At 69.9% G+C, this 17,231-nt stretch carries 19 protein-coding genes; all 19 read right to left on the bottom strand.

Annotated elements, in window-relative coordinates:
• Positions 1–460: 460 nt before the first annotated feature.
• Positions 461–2,515, bottom strand: a complete 2,055-nt coding sequence (locus tag ACU4E7_RS05485; protein ID WP_447020907.1) for a hypothetical protein — start codon at positions 2,513–2,515, stop codon at positions 461–463.
• Entirely contained in the window at positions 2,512–3,675 is a 1,164-nt protein-coding gene (locus ACU4E7_RS05480; RefSeq protein WP_447020906.1) for a flagellar motor protein MotB, read from the bottom strand. The genes ACU4E7_RS05485 and ACU4E7_RS05480 overlap by 4 nt, the downstream gene beginning before the upstream one ends.
• Positions 3,659–4,390 (bottom strand): hypothetical protein, encoded by a 732-nt coding sequence (locus tag ACU4E7_RS05475; protein ID WP_447020905.1) that lies wholly within the window; start codon positions 4,388–4,390, stop codon positions 3,659–3,661. The genes ACU4E7_RS05480 and ACU4E7_RS05475 overlap by 17 nt, the downstream gene beginning before the upstream one ends.
• Entirely contained in the window at positions 4,387–6,066 is a 1,680-nt protein-coding gene (fliF, locus tag ACU4E7_RS05470) for a flagellar basal-body MS-ring/collar protein FliF (RefSeq protein ID WP_447020904.1), read from the bottom strand. Before fliF ends, ACU4E7_RS05475 begins: the two co-directional genes overlap by 4 nt.
• A gap of 308 nt (positions 6,067–6,374) precedes the next feature.
• On the bottom strand, positions 6,375–7,418 hold the full coding sequence (locus ACU4E7_RS05465) for a flagellin N-terminal helical domain-containing protein (RefSeq protein WP_238123861.1): 1,044 nt from the start codon (positions 7,416–7,418) through the stop codon (positions 6,375–6,377).
• A 261-nt stretch (positions 7,419–7,679) separates the two neighbouring features.
• Positions 7,680–8,468, bottom strand: coding sequence for a flagellar type III secretion system pore protein FliP (gene fliP, locus ACU4E7_RS05460; RefSeq protein ID WP_447021587.1), 789 nt, complete (start codon positions 8,466–8,468; stop codon positions 7,680–7,682).
• A gap of 56 nt (positions 8,469–8,524) precedes the next feature.
• The gene (locus ACU4E7_RS05455; RefSeq protein WP_238123862.1) at positions 8,525–9,034 is read right to left on the bottom strand and encodes a flagellar basal body-associated FliL family protein; all 510 of its coding nucleotides are present in this window, start codon (positions 9,032–9,034) and stop codon (positions 8,525–8,527) included.
• 11 nt (positions 9,035–9,045) lie between these two features.
• Positions 9,046–9,765, bottom strand: coding sequence for a flagellar basal body L-ring protein FlgH (locus tag ACU4E7_RS05450; protein ID WP_238123863.1), 720 nt, complete (start codon positions 9,763–9,765; stop codon positions 9,046–9,048).
• Positions 9,762–10,388, bottom strand: coding sequence for a MotE family protein (locus ACU4E7_RS05445; RefSeq protein ID WP_238123864.1), 627 nt, complete (start codon positions 10,386–10,388; stop codon positions 9,762–9,764). Before ACU4E7_RS05445 ends, ACU4E7_RS05450 begins: the two co-directional genes overlap by 4 nt.
• A 125-nt stretch (positions 10,389–10,513) precedes the next feature.
• A complete protein-coding gene (flgI, locus tag ACU4E7_RS05440) occupies positions 10,514–11,632 on the bottom strand; it encodes a flagellar basal body P-ring protein FlgI (RefSeq protein WP_238123865.1) in 1,119 nt (372 codons plus the stop codon).
• Positions 11,629–12,195 carry a flagellar basal body P-ring formation chaperone FlgA gene (flgA, locus tag ACU4E7_RS05435; protein WP_238123866.1) on the bottom strand — a complete coding sequence of 189 codons (567 nt, stop codon included), beginning with the start codon at positions 12,193–12,195 and terminating at the stop codon, positions 11,629–11,631. The genes flgI and flgA overlap by 4 nt, the downstream gene beginning before the upstream one ends.
• A complete protein-coding gene (gene flgG, locus ACU4E7_RS05430) occupies positions 12,195–12,983 on the bottom strand; it encodes a flagellar basal-body rod protein FlgG (RefSeq protein ID WP_447020903.1) in 789 nt (262 codons plus the stop codon). The genes flgA and flgG overlap by 1 nt, the downstream gene beginning before the upstream one ends.
• A gap of 21 nt (positions 12,984–13,004) precedes the next feature.
• A complete protein-coding gene (locus ACU4E7_RS05425) occupies positions 13,005–13,331 on the bottom strand; it encodes a flagellar hook-basal body complex protein FliE (RefSeq protein ID WP_238123868.1) in 327 nt (108 codons plus the stop codon).
• Positions 13,331–13,747: a flagellar basal body rod protein FlgC gene (gene flgC / locus ACU4E7_RS05420; protein ID WP_238123907.1), complete on the bottom strand. Its 417-nt coding sequence runs from the start codon at positions 13,745–13,747 to the stop codon at positions 13,331–13,333. The genes ACU4E7_RS05425 and flgC overlap by 1 nt, the downstream gene beginning before the upstream one ends.
• 2 nt (positions 13,748–13,749) lie before the next feature.
• The gene (gene flgB, locus ACU4E7_RS05415; protein ID WP_238123869.1) at positions 13,750–14,139 is read right to left on the bottom strand and encodes a flagellar basal body rod protein FlgB; all 390 of its coding nucleotides are present in this window, start codon (positions 14,137–14,139) and stop codon (positions 13,750–13,752) included.
• Positions 14,140–14,208: 69 nt separating this feature from the next.
• A complete protein-coding gene (locus ACU4E7_RS05410) occupies positions 14,209–14,667 on the bottom strand; it encodes a hypothetical protein (protein ID WP_238123870.1) in 459 nt (152 codons plus the stop codon).
• Positions 14,654–15,730 (bottom strand): flagellar biosynthesis protein FlhB, encoded by a 1,077-nt coding sequence (flhB, locus tag ACU4E7_RS05405; RefSeq protein ID WP_238123871.1) that lies wholly within the window; start codon positions 15,728–15,730, stop codon positions 14,654–14,656. Before flhB ends, ACU4E7_RS05410 begins: the two co-directional genes overlap by 14 nt.
• A gap of 32 nt (positions 15,731–15,762) precedes the next feature.
• Positions 15,763–16,785 (bottom strand): flagellar motor switch protein FliG, encoded by a 1,023-nt coding sequence (locus ACU4E7_RS05400; RefSeq protein ID WP_238123872.1) that lies wholly within the window; start codon positions 16,783–16,785, stop codon positions 15,763–15,765.
• 11 nt (positions 16,786–16,796) lie between these two features.
• On the bottom strand, positions 16,797–17,210 hold the full coding sequence (gene fliN / locus ACU4E7_RS05395; RefSeq protein WP_447020902.1) for a flagellar motor switch protein FliN: 414 nt from the start codon (positions 17,208–17,210) through the stop codon (positions 16,797–16,799).
• Positions 17,211–17,231 lie beyond the last annotated feature (21 nt).

The following is a 17,231-nucleotide window of genomic DNA, read 5'->3' as shown; positions in this document are numbered from 1 at the left end:
GTCGGCCGAGGCATGGCGTCCTTCGGGCCCGCGTTCCGCACGGGTGCCTCTGGTTCAGCCGCCGCCTGTCCATCCGGCGCCTGTCCATGCGGCGTCGGCACGCGCGCGTCCTGCGTTTTTGGCGCGCGCTCTGCGGCCTCCGGTCCATCCCCCGCCGGGGCTCCGCTCACCTCTCCCGGTGTCCCGGATGCGGGGGGGAGAGGGCACTGGGGATCGTCGTCGCCGCTGGCGCTGCGCCAGCGCGAGAGCAACTCTCCAAGGGCAGTTTCCGTGCTGCGGGGCGCGGTCCCGTCGGCGGGCGGTGTCACGGGGGCGGGCTGCTGCGGTGGCGCCGTGGCGGGGGTCCGGTCGAGGTCCGACATCAGGGCGGCGAAGGCGGTGTCGTGGGCCTGCGGGTCGATGGTGCGCGCCGGTCCCCCGGCATCGGCACGCGGGGGGGCGTGCGGGCAATCCGGGGTTTTCATCGCGGGGCATCCTTTAGCAAAGTATCGATCTTGCTCAGGGTGTCCTGAGCCTTCAGCACCACCGCCGAGGGTTTGGCCTCGGTACCGGCATCACCGGGCGGGGGGCCGGCGGCGGGTTCCGGTCGCGGCGCCGCGGCGATGCTGGCCCGCGCGGCCGGCACCGGAGGTTGATCGGCCTGCCGCACCAGGTCGGCGGCGGAGAGGGCGGCATCCATCAGCGCCACGTCGGACGGGTCGAGGCGATCGCGATCCACGGTGCGCAGGGCCTGGGTGGCGGCCTGGAACTGATCCACCGTCACCGCCTCGGCCGCGCCGAGATAGAGCTGCGCCCGCTCGGCGTCGCGGCTGGCCGGTGGGGCGAGCGTCAGCGCCCGTCGGGCGCTGCCCGCCGCCAGCCGGGTCTTGCCCTCCACCAGGGCGGCGCGCGCCACCAACAGGTAGACATCGCGCCGGCCGTCCTCCTCCATGGCGGCCAGCAACTGGTCGAGCCGCTCCAGGCCATCGGGCGCGGCGAGGAAGGCCATGCGGGTCAGGGCGCTGGCGAAGCGCTGCCGGAAGTTTCCGGCATAAGCGGAGTGCCGGAAGCGGAACAGATACTGGTCCGACAGGCGGGTGAAGCGCTCGGTGTCGTTGGCCTGGGCCGCCACCAGGATCTGCCGGCGCAACGCCGCCTCCTCCACCAGGGTGCCGGGCAGCAGCAGCCGCGAAAGATTCAGCAGCTGGGCCGCGCGCTGGGGATCCTTGCGCACCACCAGCGCCGCCTGCGCCAGGGCGATCTGGCCGCCGAGCGGATTGGGCAGCTTGCGGGCGTCCACCTCTCCCAGCTGGCCGAGGGCCGGTTCCTCGCGCCCCTCCACATAGAGCAGGGCGCCCAGCAGCAGCTTTTCGTCGATGGCCGGCTTTGGCTCGCGGGTGACGATGTCCCGCAGCACCGCCGGGGTGCCGCCGCTCAGCGCGTAGATCACCAGGGCGCGCGCATTGGCAGGGTCCTGCCACACGCCGGCATCGGCGCTGGCGAAGGCGCGGTCGATGTCGCGGATCAAGGTGCGCTGGGTGACGATGCCATCCACGTCGCCGCCGGCGATGCGGTCCTGCAGCCGCTGCAGCCGGCGCACCAGCTCCATCGGCGCCACCGCCCCGGCGCCCGAAGGGACGGCTGTTGCCGGATGCGGGTGCGCTTCTGGCGCAGCGGCGGGTGCATGATCATGGGCCTCGGCCGCCGGCGCGGACGATGGGGGCGCCTCGGCCGTGGCGGTTGGGGGTGTGCCCGGGGCGGCCTGCGGCTCGGCGACAGCCTCGGTCCGCGGTCCACCCGGGTCCGAGGGCAGGGTGTCCGTCTGGGTGACTGCCGGGTTGTCGGCCCGGGTGTCGGCCCGGGTGTCGACCAGAGTGTCGGTCGGCGTATCGGCATGGGCTTCCGGTCCGGCGGCCACAGCTGCCGGCACCGGCGCCACGACCGGCGTGGTGATGCTGGTGCTGGCCACTGGCGCGGTGTTGGCAGGGGGCGCCGGAGAGGCGGCCGGTGGGGAGGCCAGGCGCGGCGGCTCCGCAGCGGTCGCGCTGGTGGGGCGCGACGGGCCGGGAGGGCGTGGGGGCGGCAGCGGCGCGGTGGGGCCGAGGGCCGCGCGCGCCGGCGTCGGGGTGTCGTCTCGGGCTGTGGCCGGGGGCGCCGGTTCGGTGGCCCGAGCGGTGGTCTGCGGCGGAATGGCGGGCCGCCGTGGCGGCAGCGGCACGGCAGCCGGCAGGCGCGGCGGCGCCGGCCGGGCCTGGGGCGCGGGGCGGGCCTGGGGCGCGGGGCGGGCCTGGGGCGCGGGGGCTGTCGTGGCCGAGGCCGCGGGCGTGCTCTCCGCGGCCTCGGCCACGGGGCGCAGGCCGGCCCAGGGATCGACCGACTGGGCGTGGGCGCCGAGCGGCAGGGTGAGGCCGGCCAACACCAGCGCGACGCCGGCGGTGGACCGCTTGCGAGCCGCGCTCGTGCCGGCAGTGCGGCAGCGGAAGGCGGTCATAGTGTCGCCGGTCATGGTGTCGCCGGTCATGGTGTCGCCGGTCATGGGGCGGGCGCCCGCAGCAGGATCTCGATGCGCCGGTTTTCCGGGGCATTGGGATCGTCGGCCTTCTTGGGATCGCGGGCCGCCACGCCCTCGATCTTCACCACCCGCTGCTCGTCGAGCCCGCCGCGCACCAGCATGTACAGGGCCATGTGGGCGCGGGCGCTGGACAGCCGCCAGTTGTCATAGGTGTCGGACCGGAACGGACGGGCGTCCGTATGGCCACGGATGGTCACCTCGCCGGGGCGCTGGGCGAGGGTGCGGGCGATCTGCTCCATGGCGCGCACCAGCCGGCCGTCGGGGATCGCCGAACCCACCGGGAACATGGCGAAGTCGATATTGTCGGTGAGGTCGATGATGAGCCCGTCCTGGCCGGCGCGCACCTCCACCTGGGGCGCACGGCCGCCGGGGAAGCTGCTGGCGAGGGCGCTCTTCAATTCCTTCGCCAGCGCCTGGGCGGCCGGATCGCCGGTGGCGGGGGTCGCGCCGGTCGCGCCATTCATCTTGGCGGCGCCGGCGGCTGCGCTGTCGCTCGCCTTCTGCGGGGCCGGGGGGCCGCCGGCGTCGGGCCGCCCGGCGGCGGGCGGGGCGATCTTCGAAGGGCTTGGCCGCGCCACCCGGGCCTGCAGCGCCGCCGACATCTGCCAATAGGTGGGGTCGAACGGATCGCGGTTGACGTCGCCATTGCCGGTGCCGGGCGAGCCGAGGTCGCCGGCGGTGGCGTCGGGGGTGCCGCCCGGCCGCGGGTCGGCATCCCCGGCCAGCTTGTTGAGCACCGCATAGGGGTCCTGGAAGGCGGCGCGCTCCTTGTCGCCCTGCTGGCGATCGTCGCCGGCGCCGGATTTGCGGCCGGTGGTGTTCTTCAGCGACGACATCTTCTCGCCGTCGCTGGAGGTGCCCTTGGCCTGGGTATCCTCGGGGTCGTTGAGGCCGCGCACGTCGGTGATGGAGGAGGCGAGGTCCACCGGATTGAAGTAGTTGGCGATGGCCTTGCGGGTGTCCTTGTCGGTGACGTTGATGAGCCACATGATGAGGAAGAAGGCCATCATCGCCGTCATGAAGTCCGCATGGGCCACCTTCCAGGCGCTGGAATGGTGGTCGTGCTCCTCGTCGTCATGGCGTTTGACGATGATCAGTTCGCCGTGTTCATCCTTCCCCGACACCGGCGCCTCCCTGGTTCTGGGGCCGCGCATTGCCGCCGAGCCGTTCCACCCAGGCGGCCAGCCGGGTCTCGATGATGGTGTCGTCGCAGGTGACCGTCAGGTCCGCCGCACCGGTGGCGCAGAAGCGCACCCCCGCCGGGTCGCCGAGGCTGTGGGCGAGGGCGGTCACCAGGTCCTGCGGCCCGCTGACGGTGAGCAGCGGCGCGGCGTGGCCGGCGCGCAGCATGGCGATGTGCCCTTTCATCTCCTCCAGGGCACGGGCCCGCACGGCGGCGGTCACGAATGGCGTCAGCGCCTTGCCCAGCGCATTGCCGAGCCGCGTTTCCAGGTCGGCGAAGGCGTCGGCGACGGCCGCCGCCAGGCGCTCCGCCTCGCCCTGGCACCAGGCGGCGCGGGCCTCCGCCAATTGCTGGTCGAAGGCCGCCTGCAGCCGCTCGGCGTCTGCGCTGCGCGCTGCCTCGCTGGCGGCCAGGGCGGCGCGGGCCTCGGCCTCGGCCTCGCTGCGGGCCTCGTTTCGCGCCTCGTGGCGGGCGCGCGCCACCGCCTGGCGCAGGTCGTCGCCGCTGAAGCTGGGCAGGGGCGCGCGGGGCGCTTCCGCCGCCGGTCCCTCGCGACGGGGCGGGGCGGCGATGTCACGCGCCTCGCCGTCGGCGGGCAGGGCGACCCCGGACGGGCCGAAATGGGGAAGATGGCGCAGCAGCGTGTGCATGGTCATGCCCGGGCCTCCTGGTGCAGCCATTGCCGCAGGATGGCTGCCGCCTGCTCTTCATCGAACTCGACGATCTGCTCCAGCCGCTTCTGCGGCGAGCGGTTCTTGCGGCTGGTGAGATCCTCGATGAGGTTGAGGGTGTCTTCGTCGCCCTCCGCCGCCGGCGCGGCGGCGGGCGCGCCGGCCGGCTCACCCGGGCCGCCCACCGCCGGGATCTGCGGCGCCGCCAGCATGGCGGCCTCGAGGCGCGCCACATCGGCCTCGATGGCTTCCGGCTCCGGACGGGCGAGAATGGCGCGCACCGCCGGCTTCAGCCCGAACCAGATCAGCAGGCCCGCCACCACCAGGATGGTCAGGGCGTTGATCATGGTGCCGGCCTGGCGCAGCAGCAGCTCGGTCCACGGCAGCGGAGGCACCGGCTCCAGCGCGTGGCCACCATCGGCGAACGGCACCGCCACCACCTTCAGCTTGTCGCCGCGCTCCTTGTCGAAGCCGGCGGCCGAGCCCACCAGCTGCTCCACCTCATAGATCTGCTGCTCCACCGGGATCACCTCGCCACCGGGGCCTGAGGGCGCGGCGAGGCGCTCCTTGTTGACCAGCACGGCAATGGAGAGGCCGCGCACCAGATAGGCGTCGCGCACGGTCTGCACGGTGCGGGTGGAGACCTCGAAATTGGTCAGTTCCTCACGGCGCGAATTGTTCTCGCTGGAATCGGTGCCGTTGTCGGAGCTGCTCTGCTGGGCGGGAATGTTCTGCTGCACCGAGGTGGAGGGTTGCTTGGTGCGGTTCTGGGTCTGGCCCAGCTCCTTCACGACCCGCACCGAGCGTTCCACCTTGGAGGCGGGGTCGAACGTGGTTTCCTGGCTGGTCACCTTGTCGGTGTCGAGCCGGGAGGTGACCGAGACCTCGAAATTGCCCATGCCGAGATAGGGGGTGAGGGTGCGGCGGATCTTCTCCTCGGTCTCCCGATTGACCTGCTGCTGCAGCGCCGCCTTCTTGCCGGTGGCGGCATTGGCGCCGTCGTCGCTGGCGGAGAGCACCGCCCCTTCGGTGTTGAGCACCGTGACATCGTCGAGCTTGAGGCCGGGCACCGCGGCCGCCACCAGGTGGCGGATGGCCTGGGCGGTGGAGGCATCCTCGGCATTCTCGGTGCGGATCACCACCGAGGCGGAGGCCTGCTGCTGGTCGCGGCGGAACGAGGCGCGATCGGGCAGCACGATGTGCACCCGCGCGGCCTTGACGCCCTTCATGGTCTGGATGGTGCGGGCGAGCTCGCCCTCCAGCGCCCGCACCCGCGTCACCTCCTGCATGAAGGAGGTGAGGCCGAAGGCGCGCACGTCGTTGAACAGCTCGTAGCCGGTGTTGGCGCTCTGCGGCAGCCCCTTCACCGCCAGCAGCATGCGGGCCTTGGCGGTGTCGGAATGGGCCACCAGCACGCTGGTGCCGTCGGCGGCCACGTCGAATGGGATGCCGGCATCCTTGAGGGCGCCGCCGATGCGGTTCACATCCTCGCGGGTGAGGTTGGAATAGAGCGGCTCGCGCTCCGGCTGGCCGAGGTAATAGGCGCCAAGGGCGATGGCGCCCACCACCACCAGGGCGATGAGACCGAGCGCGATCAGCCGGCGGGTGCCGAGATCGCGCAGGTTCTTCCACAGGAGTTCGAGCTGGTCCTTGCCGATCATCGGCTGATCTCGTCCGATTGCGCCTCGCCCCGTGGCGCAGTGCGCCGCCGGAGCTGTCGAAGTGAGGATCGGGCACACGGGGCGTTGCGGCCCCGCTCATGTGCCTTGGAGCAATCTCGACGTTCAAACTTGCCTGGGCGTTGCAGCCGCCGCGGCCAGAAAAAAGGCCACGCTCCGGGGGGAGGCGTGGCCAGGGGGCCGGCGCGCGCCGCCGGCTGGCAAGGAGCGCTGCAGGGAAACCCTGCAGGCCGCCCGGGGGAAAGACGCCCGCGCCGGCGACCGGCGCGGGTGGAGGGCGTATGCCCAGCTCAGCGGAACAGGCTCATGACGTTCTGCGACGAGCTGTTGGCGATGGACAGAGACTGCACCGCCAGCTGCTGCTGGGTCTGCAGGGCCTTCAGCTTGGTCGATTCCTCTTCCATGTTGGCGTCGACCAGCGAGCCGATGGAGGAGGTGTTGAGGTCGATCAGGCTCTGGGCGAAGGTCTGCTGAGACCCCAGCCGGGTCGAGGTGGTGCCGAGCGTGGTGGCGCCCTGCTGCAGCTGCTGCATGGTGGCATCCACGATCTTCACATAGGCCTGGATCTTGGCCAGGTCCGCATCGGTGTTGCCGAGGGTCGACACGTCGAAGTCGGAGATGGACTCGGTGCCGGCCGTGGCGGTGCCGCCGATGACGTACTTGGTGTCCATGAAGCCCTTCAGGCTCCCGGCCGTGGTATCCACGGCGACAGTGGCGCCGCCGGTCACGTTGGCCGCCGTGGCCACCGCCGTCACCCCCTTGTCGATGGTGGAGGAGGAGCCGGTGGCGGTGTTGCCGGTGGAGGCATCATAGACGGTGAACGAACCGGTATCGATGGCGGTGGAGCCCACCGTCACCGTGGAGCCGGTGCGCGAGAACGACGACAGGAGGTTCTTGGTGCCGTTGAAGCCAGACGCGCTGGAGTCCACCGAGAGCCAGTTGGAGCCGTTCATCACCGTGTTGTCGGAGGTTGTCTTGATCTCGCTGACGTAGGACGCGATCTCGGTCTGCAGCTTGTTGCGGTCGACGTTGGGCGAGAGCGCGGCGGTGAGGTTGTTCTTGATCTTGGACAGCGAGGAAACCACCGCGTTGACGCCGGTCGACGCCGCATCCACCGAGTTCTTGTCGAGGCTCATGGCATCCTTCACCGCGCCCAGGGCCCCGTTGTCGGAGGTGAGGGTGGTGGCGATGGACCAGTAGGCCGCACCGTCAGCCGCGGAGTTGATCCGCTTGCCGGTGGAGACGTGGGTGTTGGTGGTGTCGAGGTTGGCGTTGATGGTCCGCAGGGTCTGCAGGGCCACCATCGCGGAGTTGTTGGTGATCAGGCTGGTCATGACGAAATGTCCCTCTTGGGTTGCAAGGTCTGAGTGTCAGGGGGACATGCCGGGCTTTCACCGGCATGGCAGGGCGGCATCATGCCTTTGATCGGCCGGCCCGCTCGGGGGTCCGGCACCGGCTCGCGAGAGCCGTTCAACCTGCCATGGGACACACCCTAGCGCGCCGAGCTTGCGCGGGGCTTGCGTCCTTGTCGTCCGGGGGGGCGAAAACAAAAACCCGCGCCGGAGCGCGGGTTTTGCTGCGGGCTTCTGGCGGTTTCAAAAGAACGAGCGGATCAGCCCGCTGACCAGAAGATTCCAGCCATCGATGAGGATGAAGAACAGCACCTTGAACGGCAGGGAAATCACCGCCGGCGGCATCATCATCATGCCCATGGACATCACCAAAGTGGCGACGATCATGTCGATCACCAGGAACGGCAGCACGATGAGAAAGCCGATCTCGAAGCCGCGCCGCAGCTCGGAGATCATGAAGGCGGGAATGAGCACCCGCATGGAGATCTTCTCCTCCGCCTTGGCCGGCGTCGCCGGGGTGGCGGGGGCGGGCTTGTCCTTGCCGCCGCCGGCCTGGCGGGCGGCGAGATCGCTGAACAATTGCAGATCCTTGGCGCGCACCTGGTTCAGCATGAAGTCGCGGAACGGGTCAGCGATCTTCTCCACCGCCTCCTGTTCGCTGATGCGGTTCTCGGTCAGCGGCGCCACGCCGTCCTGCCAGGCGCGTTCGAAGGTGGGGCCCATGACATAGAAGGTCATGAACAGCGACAGGGAGATCAGCACCAGATTGGCCGGGGTGGACTGCAGGCCGAGCCCCGAGCGCAGGAACGAGAAGGCGATGACGAAGCGGGTGAAGCTCGTCACCATGATCAGCAGCCCCGGCGCCACCGACAGCACGGTGAGCAGGGCCACCATCTGGATGACGCGGCCGGCGGCGCTGCCATTGCCTTCGGGCAGCAACTGATCCAGCGAGGGCAGCTGAGGCGCGGTCTCGGCGAGCCCCGGGGCGCTCGAGGCGGCCAGCAGCGCCGCCGCAGCCAGCAGCACCGCCATGGTGTGCCGCGCCGCGCGGGCGGCCGGATGGCGGACCGGCGTCGCCTGGGCGCCGCTCATTGCACCACCAGGGACACGAGCACCAGCTCGGCCACCTTGCCCTCGGAGCGCACGCCGGCGCGGTCATTCAGATCCTCGCGCAGGTGCTGGAGCGCGCTCGGGCCCTCCAGCTGGCTGAGCGAGAGGGTGCGCACATAGGCCATCATGTCCTCGCGGATCTCGGCGGCGGTGACATCGGGATTGGCGAGGGCGCCGTTCTTGAACACCAGGGCCGCTTCGAGGCGCACGAAGGCGGAGCTCGGCGCCGCCAGGTTCACCACCACCGGCTTCAGCTCCTTCAGGGTCATGTCGCCGGCGTAGCGCAGCGGCGGGGGTGGCTCCACCTTCGGCTCGGCGGCGATCTTGGCGCTGACCACCTTCTCGACGGTGCCGGCCAGCTGGTAGCCGAGCCCGCCGCCGAGTCCCGCCGCCAGCAGGGTGAGGATGAGGAGGGCGACGATCAGGCCGCCGCCCTTCTTGGCGCCGCCGGCGTCTTTGCCGGCGTCCTTGGACGGTGAGGGGGGCATGGGTCGCGTCCTCAGAACGGCACGACGAGATCGTAGATGCGCTGGCCCCAGGCCGGCTGCTGCACATCCATCTGCCGGCCACGTCCGCCATAGGAGATGCGGGCTTCGGCGATCTTGTCGTAGGGAATGACATTGCCCGAGGAGATGTCGAGCGGGTTGACGATGCCGGCGATGTTGAGCACCCGCACCTCGTAATTCACCTTGATCTCCTGTGAGCCGCTGATCATCAGATTGCCGTCGGGCAATACTTCCGTGACCACCGCGGCGATGGACAGGCGCAGCTTTTCCGAACGGTCGATGGTGCCCTTGCCCTTGGTCTCGGTGTCGGAGCTGATGTTGAGGTTGCCGGAGGCGGCCCCCGCGTTGGCACCCTTGCCGAGGCCGGAGAGGTCGATCCCGGTGTCGAAGCCCAATTTGCTCTTGGCCTCGCGGGAGCGGTCGGTGGCATTGTCGAACTGGGCCTTGTCGTCGAGGGCAATCGACACGCGCAGCACGTCGCCCACCTTGGCCGCGCGCAGGTCGCGATACATGCTGCCGGAGCGGTTCTGGTCCCAGGTGGAACGGAAGCTGCGCACCGGCGGCTGCTGGAAGGTGGTGGGCACCGGATCTCGACGGGTGTCGAGCCCCGAGCCCACCGGGCTCAGCGAGGGGCCGAGCAGCAGGTTGTCGTGGCTGGTCTGGCAGCCGGCGAGCACCAGCGCCAGCCAGACGGGCAGGGTGGCGCGCTTCATCCCGCCTTGCCTTCCGTGTTGCGGCGGCTGAGGCCCACCATGGTGGAAGTGAGGCGGGCGGCGCGCGCCGGGTCAATCTCGTTCAGGATGGCGCTGGCCACCCGCGGGTTGAGCTTGGACAGCAGCGCCGCCGCCATGTCCTCGTTCATGGCCGACATCTGGGCGGCGGCGGCATCGGGCCGCATCTGCGAGACCACCGCCACCAGCGCCTCGTCCGCCTTTTTCAGGAAGATCTCGCGCCGCTGCAGCCAGTCCTCATATTCCTTGCGCTTGGCTTCCAGCTGCGCCACCCGCGCCTCGATGGCCTTCTCCATGGCGGACAGGGCCTCCTTCTGCCGGGTGAAGCGGGCGTCGGCGGCCGCATCGGCGATGTTGCGGCAGTATTGGGCGGCATTGGTGTCTTGAGCGGCAGCCTGGGCCGTCGCCGGGCTGGCGGCCGCGACCACCGCCTGGGCGTGGGCATCCAGCGGCGCGCCGAGCAGCAGGCCGGCGGCGAGCAGTGGGGCCGCGTGGCGGGCGGTGCGACGCAGCGCGCGGGTAGGGCCTTGAAGCAGGCCGCCGAAGGCGCCTGCGGCGAGGCCGGCCGCAGCGGCCGCAAACAAAGCGGGCAGCGTGAGGCTCATGGGGGACACTCCCTGAAAAATCACCGCCGCCGCGCGGTGCGCTGCGGCGGCGGGCAGGTCGGTTCTAGGGAGGCTGACTTGCGTGGCGCTGTCATCCCCGGCCGGGGCTGGCGCGGGGCTGACGCCTATTGGAACACCAGTTCCGCCTGCAGCGCCCCGGAGGTCTTCACCGCCTGGAGGATGGAGATGATGTCGCTGGGCTTCAGGCCGAACCGGTTGAGGCCGTTCACCAGCGTGTGCAGGTTCGTGCCATGGACGATGCCGATGGGGCCGGAGCTTTCCTGGGCATCGATCTGGGTGCGGGGCACCACCACCGTCTGGCCGTCGGAGAACGGCTCCGGCTGGGACACGATGGGGGTCTCCGTCACCTGAACCGTCAGGTTGCCCTGGGTGACGGCGAAGGTGGACACCTGGACATTGCGGCCGATGACCACGGTTCCGGTGCGCTGGTCCACCACCACCTTCGCCGGCGTGTCCGGTTCCACCCGCAGCTCACCGAGCTCGGCGATGAAGCGGGCGGGATTGGCATTGGCCGGGCGCTGCACTTCCACCGTGCGCAGGTCCAGTTCCCGCGCCAGGCGCTTGCCATAACGCGCCTGGGTATAGGCGTTGATGACGTCGGACATGCTGGTGGCGGTGCGAAAGTCCGGGTTGGTGAGGGCGAGGCGGAACACCCCCAGCTCGGCGAGCTGGCCGGGGATCTGCTTTTCCACCAGGGCGCCGTTGGCGATGCGTCCGGCGGTGGGCACCCCCTGGGTGAGGGTTTCCGCCTGGCCGGTGATGGCGATGCCCGACACCAGCTGGCCCTGGGCGACGGCGTAGACGATGCCGTCGGCGCCGTTCAGCGGGGTGATGAGCAGGGTGCCGCCGCGCAGCGAGGTGGCATCGCCGAGGGAGGCGATGGTGACGTCGATGCGGGAGCCGACGGTGGCGAACGCCGGCAGCACCGCCGTCACCGCCACCGCCGCCACGTTCTTGGCCCGGAGCGAGAGGCCCTGCACATTGATGCCCATGCGGTCCAGCATGGATTGCATGGCCTGTTCGGTGAACGGCGAGTTGCGCAAGGTGTCGCCGGTGCCCTGCAGGCCGATCACCAGCCCGTAGCCCACCAATTGGTTGTCGCGCACCCCCTGCACCGACGAGATGTCCTTGATGCGGGTGAGGGCGGCGGCCGGTGTGATGGCCGCCGATGCGAGGCCGGCAATGAGGCAGAGGCCGAAGGCGAAGCGCAGCAATCGTCTCATGGCATGGGCACCCGCACCGATCCGTCGGCTTCCACCTGGCCGACGATGATCTGGCCGCTGTCCATGTTCTTGAGCCGGATGAAGGCGCCGACCGGACCGGACTCCAACGCCAGCGCATAGCCGGAGATGGCGAGCCCGCCGGCCTTGAGGTGGATCCGCGTCGCCACCCCCTTGGTCACCACGGTGGCATCGGTGATGGCATTGGTGGGCACCGGCTGGCCGGCGGGCAGGGTGCGCCGGGCCACCTTGCCGGCCAAGGCCTCTTCCCGGGCGATGATGCCGCCCCGGTCCACCAGCTCCTGCGGCACCATGCGGCTGCCGAAAGCGGCGCTCGCCAGGCTGTCGCCGGGATAGAGGGTCACTGCCGGCACCGGCACGGGAACCCCCGCCGCCATCGGCGCGGCCGCCGCGGCGGGAGGCGGCGCGGTGTCGGCCGGGGCCGCCCGTTCCGCCTCGGAGCGGGCGGTGAGGGTGGCGATGCTCTGCGCCGCCGCGCCGGCGCCGCCGAGCGGGGCCAGAAACAGGGCCACAAGCAGGGCCGTGAGGCCGGGTGCGCGGGGCATCAGCGGATGCCCTTGGAGACCACGCCGGCCATGTCGTCGGCGGCCTGGATCACCTTCGAATTCATCTCATAGGCGCGCTGTGCGGAGATGAGGGCGGTGATCTCCTTGATGGGATCGACGTTGGAGCCCTCCAGATAGCCCTGGACGATGGAACCGAAGCCCACGTCGCCGGCCACCCCGCTCACCGCCTGGCCGGAGGCCGGCGTTTCCCGGTAGAGGTTGTCGCCCACCGGCTCCAGGCCGGAATCGTTGGCGAAGGTGGCGAGGGACAATTGGCCGAGAAGCTGCGGGCTGTTCTGTCCGGCCACCTGCGCATAGATCTGCCCGGCCTCGTTGATGACGATGCTGGAGGCGTTGCTGGGCAGGGTGAGCGAGGGGTTCACGGTATAGCCGTCGGCGGTCACCAGCTGGCCGGTGGGGCCTTTGTTGAAGCTGCCGGCGCGGGTGTAGAGGGTTTCGCCCGAGGGGCTGGTGATCTGGAACCAGCCGCGTCCGTTGAGGGCGAGGTCGAGGGGGTTGCCGGTCTGCGACAGCGGCCCCTGCAGGTGCAGGTTGCGGATGCCGATGGTGCGCACGCCGAGGCCCACCAGCGCCCCTTCCGGCACCGGCTCGGCCCCGTCCTGATTGGGTACGCCCTGGGCGCGCTCGGCTTGGTAGAGCAGATCGGTGAACTCGGCGCGGGCCCGCTTGAAGCCGGTGGTGTTGATGTTGGCGATATTGTTGGCGATCACTTCCACATTGGTCTGCTGGGCGGACATGCCGGTGGCGGCGATGGCAAGGGCGCGCATGGGTGGTTCCTCCAAGGCCGGTCAGATGGCCATCCGGCTGATTTCCTGATAGGCGGCGACCACCTTGTCGCGCACCGCGATGGCGGTCTGCAGGGTCTGCTCGGCGGACATCACCGCTTCCACCACCTGCTGCACGGACACCCGGCCCTGAATGCCGGAAATGGCCGCCGCCTCACCCGCCTTCACCGAATCCACCGCGGTGGAGGACATGCGGGCGAGCATGGTTGAGAAGTCCGCCAGGCCGCCGGCATTGGCGGCCGCGGCGGGGTCCACCTGAGTTTCGGTGCGGGCGCGGGTGACGCCGGCGGCGGCATGGCTCACCGACGAGAGGGAGAGGGGATCGATCATCACGGCGTCCTCAGCAAGTCGATGGTCATGGCGACCATCGCGCGGGCCTGCTTGATCATCTGCAGATTGGCCTCATAGCCCCGGCCGGCCTCGCGCAGGTCCGCCATTTCGATGAGCGGATTGACGTTGGGCAGCTTCACCAGGCCGTTGGCGTCGGCGGCCGGGTTGCCGGGGTCGTATTCGGTGACGAACGGCGTCTTGTCGGTGCCGGTCGACTTCACTTTCACCTGCGCCACGCCGAGCGTGCGGTCGAGTTCGGAGGCGAACGCGACGGTCTTGCGGGTGTAGGGATCGGCGCCGGGGGTGGCGCCGGTGGAGCGGGCGTTGGCGATGTTCTCCGCCACGATCCGCATGCGCGTGGACTGGGCCGCGATGCCCGAGCTGGCGATGGCGGTGGCCGCCTTCAGGGGATCGATGATCATGTCTTCACGCTCGTCAGAAGCATGCGGTGGAAGGTCCGCATGATGGTGGTGTCGAGGGAGTAGGCCCGGTTGACCTCGTCGGCCTTGAGCATCTCCGCTTCCAGGCTCACCGAATTGCCCGACAATGTGGTGCCCCAGCCGTCCTTTCCGCCCTTGGCGGCGTGGCCCTGGCGGATGGCATCGGCGGCGGGCAGTTCGAGATGGCCGCCGTCGGTGCGGGCCATGGCGAGCCGGGTCTTGTCCAGCACGGCGCTGAAGGGGGCGACGTCCATCGCCTGGTAGCCCGGCGTGTTGGCATTGGCGATGTTGCCGGCGATCGCCGCCTGGCGCAGGGTGGTCCATTGCGCGTGGCGAGATGCCAGACCAAGCAGGTAAAGGGGCTGCATGGCGATCTCCCTGGTGATGTGCGCAGCGTAGCGCGTCAATCTTGCCCGAGGCTGGAGGGCGGCGCCGGCTCAGTGGGGCGGCAGGCGGGCGGCCTCCAGGGCGCCGGCGAGCCGGCTGAGGCAGTCGTCATAGCCCTCATAGGCCTCGGTGAAGACGATGCTGGCGATCTCGATGCCCGCCGCCGTCTCGTCGAACACCATGCGGAAATAGACCCGCAGGTCCGTATGGTGCAGCTCCAGCGCGATGCTCACGGTGGGCGGGTGGCCCCAATCGGAGAAGGTGGAGGCGTGCCCGGCATAGGTGAGGGTGCCCGGCCGCAGCGAGCGCTCGGCGGAGGACACCACGAGATCCTCGATGATGGAGCGCTTGCCGGCGTTGATATAGGCGATCAGCAGCCCGGCATTGGTGAAGAACAGCTCCACCACCACCTCCCGCAGGGCGGTGGCGAGCAGGCGCTCGAACGCCATGCTCTCGAGGGCCGGGCGGGTCGACAGGTCGAGGATATGGTAATGGTCATGGGGTGCCATGGGCGCGCTTCGTGTAGATGTAGTGAAGGATCTGGGCGACCGGGCGATAGAATTCGCGCGGAATCCATTGGTCGACATGCACCGCGTCGTACATGGCGCGGGCGAGCGGACGGTCTTCGACCACCGGCACCTTGTGCTGCTCGGCGATCTCGCGGATCTTGAGGGCGACGAGGTCGGTGCCCTTGGCCACCACCAGGGGGGCGCCACCCAGCTCGCGGTCGTATTTGATGGCGATGGCGTAGTGGGTGGGATTGGCGATCACCACCGAGGCCTGCGGCACCGCCGCCATCATCCGCTGCCGGGCGCGCTCGCGGGCGACGGCGCGAATGCGCGCCTTCACCATCGGGTCGCCTTCGGACTGCTTGAACTCGTCCTTCAGCTCCTGCTTGGTCATGCGCAGCTCGGATTTCCAGTTCATGCGCGACCACACGAGGTCGGCCCCCACCAGGGCGATGGTGCCTACGCACACCGCCGACACCAGGCGGATGGCCAGGGTGAGGACAGTGGACGGCAGGGTCAGCGGATCGGAGAACATGGCATCCACCAGCTGGCGCTGCTGGCTGTAGAGCACCAGCGCGGCAATGACGCCGATGGCGGTGAGCTTGAACAGGGCCTTGCCGAATTCGATCCGCCCCTGGGTTCCCAGCAGCCGCTTCAGGCCGGCGGCGGGGGAAATGCGGTTCCATTTCGGGCTGATGCGGTCGAGCACCAGGGCCGGCACGTTCTGGAACGCAGCCGCCACCAGCCCGGCCAGCGCCAGCACCAGCACGATGGGGGTGAGGAAGCGCCCGCCGGCCATCATCACCTGCCACAGCAGGCCCACCGCATCGCTGCCGCGCTCCAGCCGGAAGCCGCCGGGGTCGTCCAGCAGCCGGGCGAGGTCGTCGGTCAGCAGCCGCACGGGGCCGCTGATGAAGAAGGCCAGCGCCGCCAAAACGCCCAGCAGCGAGGCGAACAGGGTGGCCTCCCGCGAGAACGGCACATTGCCCTTCTCGATGGCGTCGGCGATCTTCTTCTCGCTCGCCTCTTCGGTCTTGCTGTCCTTGTCGTGATCGTCAGACATGGACGCCTGCCGGGCGCCGGCGCGCCACCGCCTCAGCGCACATAGGCATCCTCCTCGGCGCCGCTGTTGAGCTCGATCTCGCCGCGGCCGGCCATGTCGAGGGCGAGATCGGTGACGGTGCGTCGCGCCTCCGCCACGTCGCGGGCGGGCGCCGGATCGGAATTGGACATCTCCTGCTCCACCATGCGCCGCACGCGGGCGCCCAGGGACTGCAGGATGATCTCGCGGAACTCCGGCTCGGTGCCCTTCAGCGCCAGCACCAGCTTGTCGTTGGGCACCTGGTCGAACAGCGCGGTGCGGGCGCGCGGGGTGAGCTTGATGATGTCGTCGAAGGTGAACAGCAGGCCCTTCAGGATCTCGGCGGACTTGGGTCGGGTGGCGGCAAGGCTCGTCAACACCGTTTCCATGTCATCGCGTTCCATCTTGTTGATGATGTCGGCCATGCGGGCGTGGGGATCGGCGCCGGCATTGCGCGAGAAGTTCATCATGAAGTCCTCGTGCACCGTGCGTTCGATCACCTGCATGGTGGCGTCGACGATGGGCTTGAAGGTGAGCATGCGGCGCAGGATGCCGTTGCGCCGCTCCTCGGGAATGAAGCTCAGCACCTTGGCGGCGCAGGCGGGGCGCACCTTCGAGAGCATCAGGGCCGCGGTCTGCGGATGCTCCTTCGCCACATAGGCGGCGAGCAGGCTTTCCGAGACGGTGGAGATGCGGTCCCAGATGGAGTGGTTGGCCGCGCCCAGCAGCTCGTTCATGATCTCGGTGATCTGCTCCGGCGGCAGCACGCCGGTGAGCAGGCGCTCCACGTCCGCTGCGGTTCCGACCAGGTTGGCGCCGGAGACGAAATGGTTCGCGAAATCCTCGATGATGCCTTCGATCTGGGTGGAGGAGACCGGCTTGAGCTCGGCGATGGAGCGGGTGACGAGCTTGATTTCTTCCGCATCGAAATGCTTGAGGATGCGGTTGGCCACGGGCGCGCCCATGGTCATCAGCAGCGCCGCCACCTTGTCGCTGCCGTGCAGGGGACGCGATTTGCTGGTGCTCGTCATCGCCATGGCGGCCTCGCTCAGCCCAGCTCGTTGCCGCCCGGCCCGACGATCTCCGTGAGAGAGACGCCGAAGCGGGAGTTGTCATCCTCCACCACCATCACTTCGCCGCGGGCGATGACGCGGCCGTTGACCACCACGTCCACCGGCTCGCCGACCCGGTGGTCCAGGGGCACCACGGCGCCGCGGCCGAGCTTCAGCAGGCTGGAGACGGGCATGGAGGCGGAGCCGAGCACCACCTGCAGCAGCACCGGGATGCGCTTGACGCTTTCCAGCCCGCGGCCGGCGCCCAGCGTCTCGGTGGGCTCGCTGGCGGTGGGGGTGAGCAGCGCCTCGTCAAGGGCGGCCTTGGCTGAGGGGCTGGCGCCCTGCGAGGTGGCGGCCTGCGAGGTGGCGCCCTGGGGAGCGGCGTCGCGGAGATCGGTCTCGGTCATGGTGGGTTCCTGATGAACTGT

The organism is Xanthobacter sp. ZOL 2024 (genome assembly GCF_052932325.1).
The sequence above is the reverse complement of the archived record's forward strand: the minus strand, read 5'-3'. Positions and strand labels throughout refer to the sequence as shown.

Bases quoted from the DNA above. Each gene is read 5' to 3' on its own strand.
- ACU4E7_RS05485 (WP_447020907.1), bottom strand. From the start codon at position 2,515: ATGACCGGCGACACCATGACCGGCGACACCATGACCGGCGACACTATG.
- ACU4E7_RS05475 (WP_447020905.1), bottom strand. From the start codon at position 4,390: ATGACCATGCACACGCTGCTGCGCCATCTTCCCCATTTCGGCCCGTCC.
- fliF (WP_447020904.1), bottom strand. From the start codon at position 6,066: ATGATCGGCAAGGACCAGCTCGAACTCCTGTGGAAGAACCTGCGCGAT.
- ACU4E7_RS05465 (WP_238123861.1), bottom strand. From the start codon at position 7,418: ATGACCAGCCTGATCACCAACAACTCCGCGATGGTGGCCCTGCAGACC.
- fliP (WP_447021587.1), bottom strand. From the start codon at position 8,468: ATGGCGGTGCTGCTGGCTGCGGCGGCGCTGCTGGCCGCCTCGAGCGCC.
- ACU4E7_RS05455 (WP_238123862.1), bottom strand. From the start codon at position 9,034: ATGCCCCCCTCACCGTCCAAGGACGCCGGCAAAGACGCCGGCGGCGCC.
- ACU4E7_RS05450 (WP_238123863.1), bottom strand. From the start codon at position 9,765: ATGAAGCGCGCCACCCTGCCCGTCTGGCTGGCGCTGGTGCTCGCCGGC.
- ACU4E7_RS05445 (WP_238123864.1), bottom strand. From the start codon at position 10,388: ATGAGCCTCACGCTGCCCGCTTTGTTTGCGGCCGCTGCGGCCGGCCTC.
- flgI (WP_238123865.1), bottom strand. From the start codon at position 11,632: ATGAGACGATTGCTGCGCTTCGCCTTCGGCCTCTGCCTCATTGCCGGC.
- flgA (WP_238123866.1), bottom strand. From the start codon at position 12,195: ATGCCCCGCGCACCCGGCCTCACGGCCCTGCTTGTGGCCCTGTTTCTG.
- flgG (WP_447020903.1), bottom strand. From the start codon at position 12,983: ATGCGCGCCCTTGCCATCGCCGCCACCGGCATGTCCGCCCAGCAGACC.
- ACU4E7_RS05425 (WP_238123868.1), bottom strand. From the start codon at position 13,331: ATGATCGATCCCCTCTCCCTCTCGTCGGTGAGCCATGCCGCCGCCGGC.
- flgB (WP_238123869.1), bottom strand. From the start codon at position 14,139: ATGCAGCCCCTTTACCTGCTTGGTCTGGCATCTCGCCACGCGCAATGG.
- ACU4E7_RS05410 (WP_238123870.1), bottom strand. From the start codon at position 14,667: ATGGCACCCCATGACCATTACCATATCCTCGACCTGTCGACCCGCCCG.
- flhB (WP_238123871.1), bottom strand. From the start codon at position 15,730: ATGTCTGACGATCACGACAAGGACAGCAAGACCGAAGAGGCGAGCGAG.
- ACU4E7_RS05400 (WP_238123872.1), bottom strand. From the start codon at position 16,785: ATGGCGATGACGAGCACCAGCAAATCGCGTCCCCTGCACGGCAGCGAC.
- fliN (WP_447020902.1), bottom strand. From the start codon at position 17,210: ATGACCGAGACCGATCTCCGCGACGCCGCTCCCCAGGGCGCCACCTCG.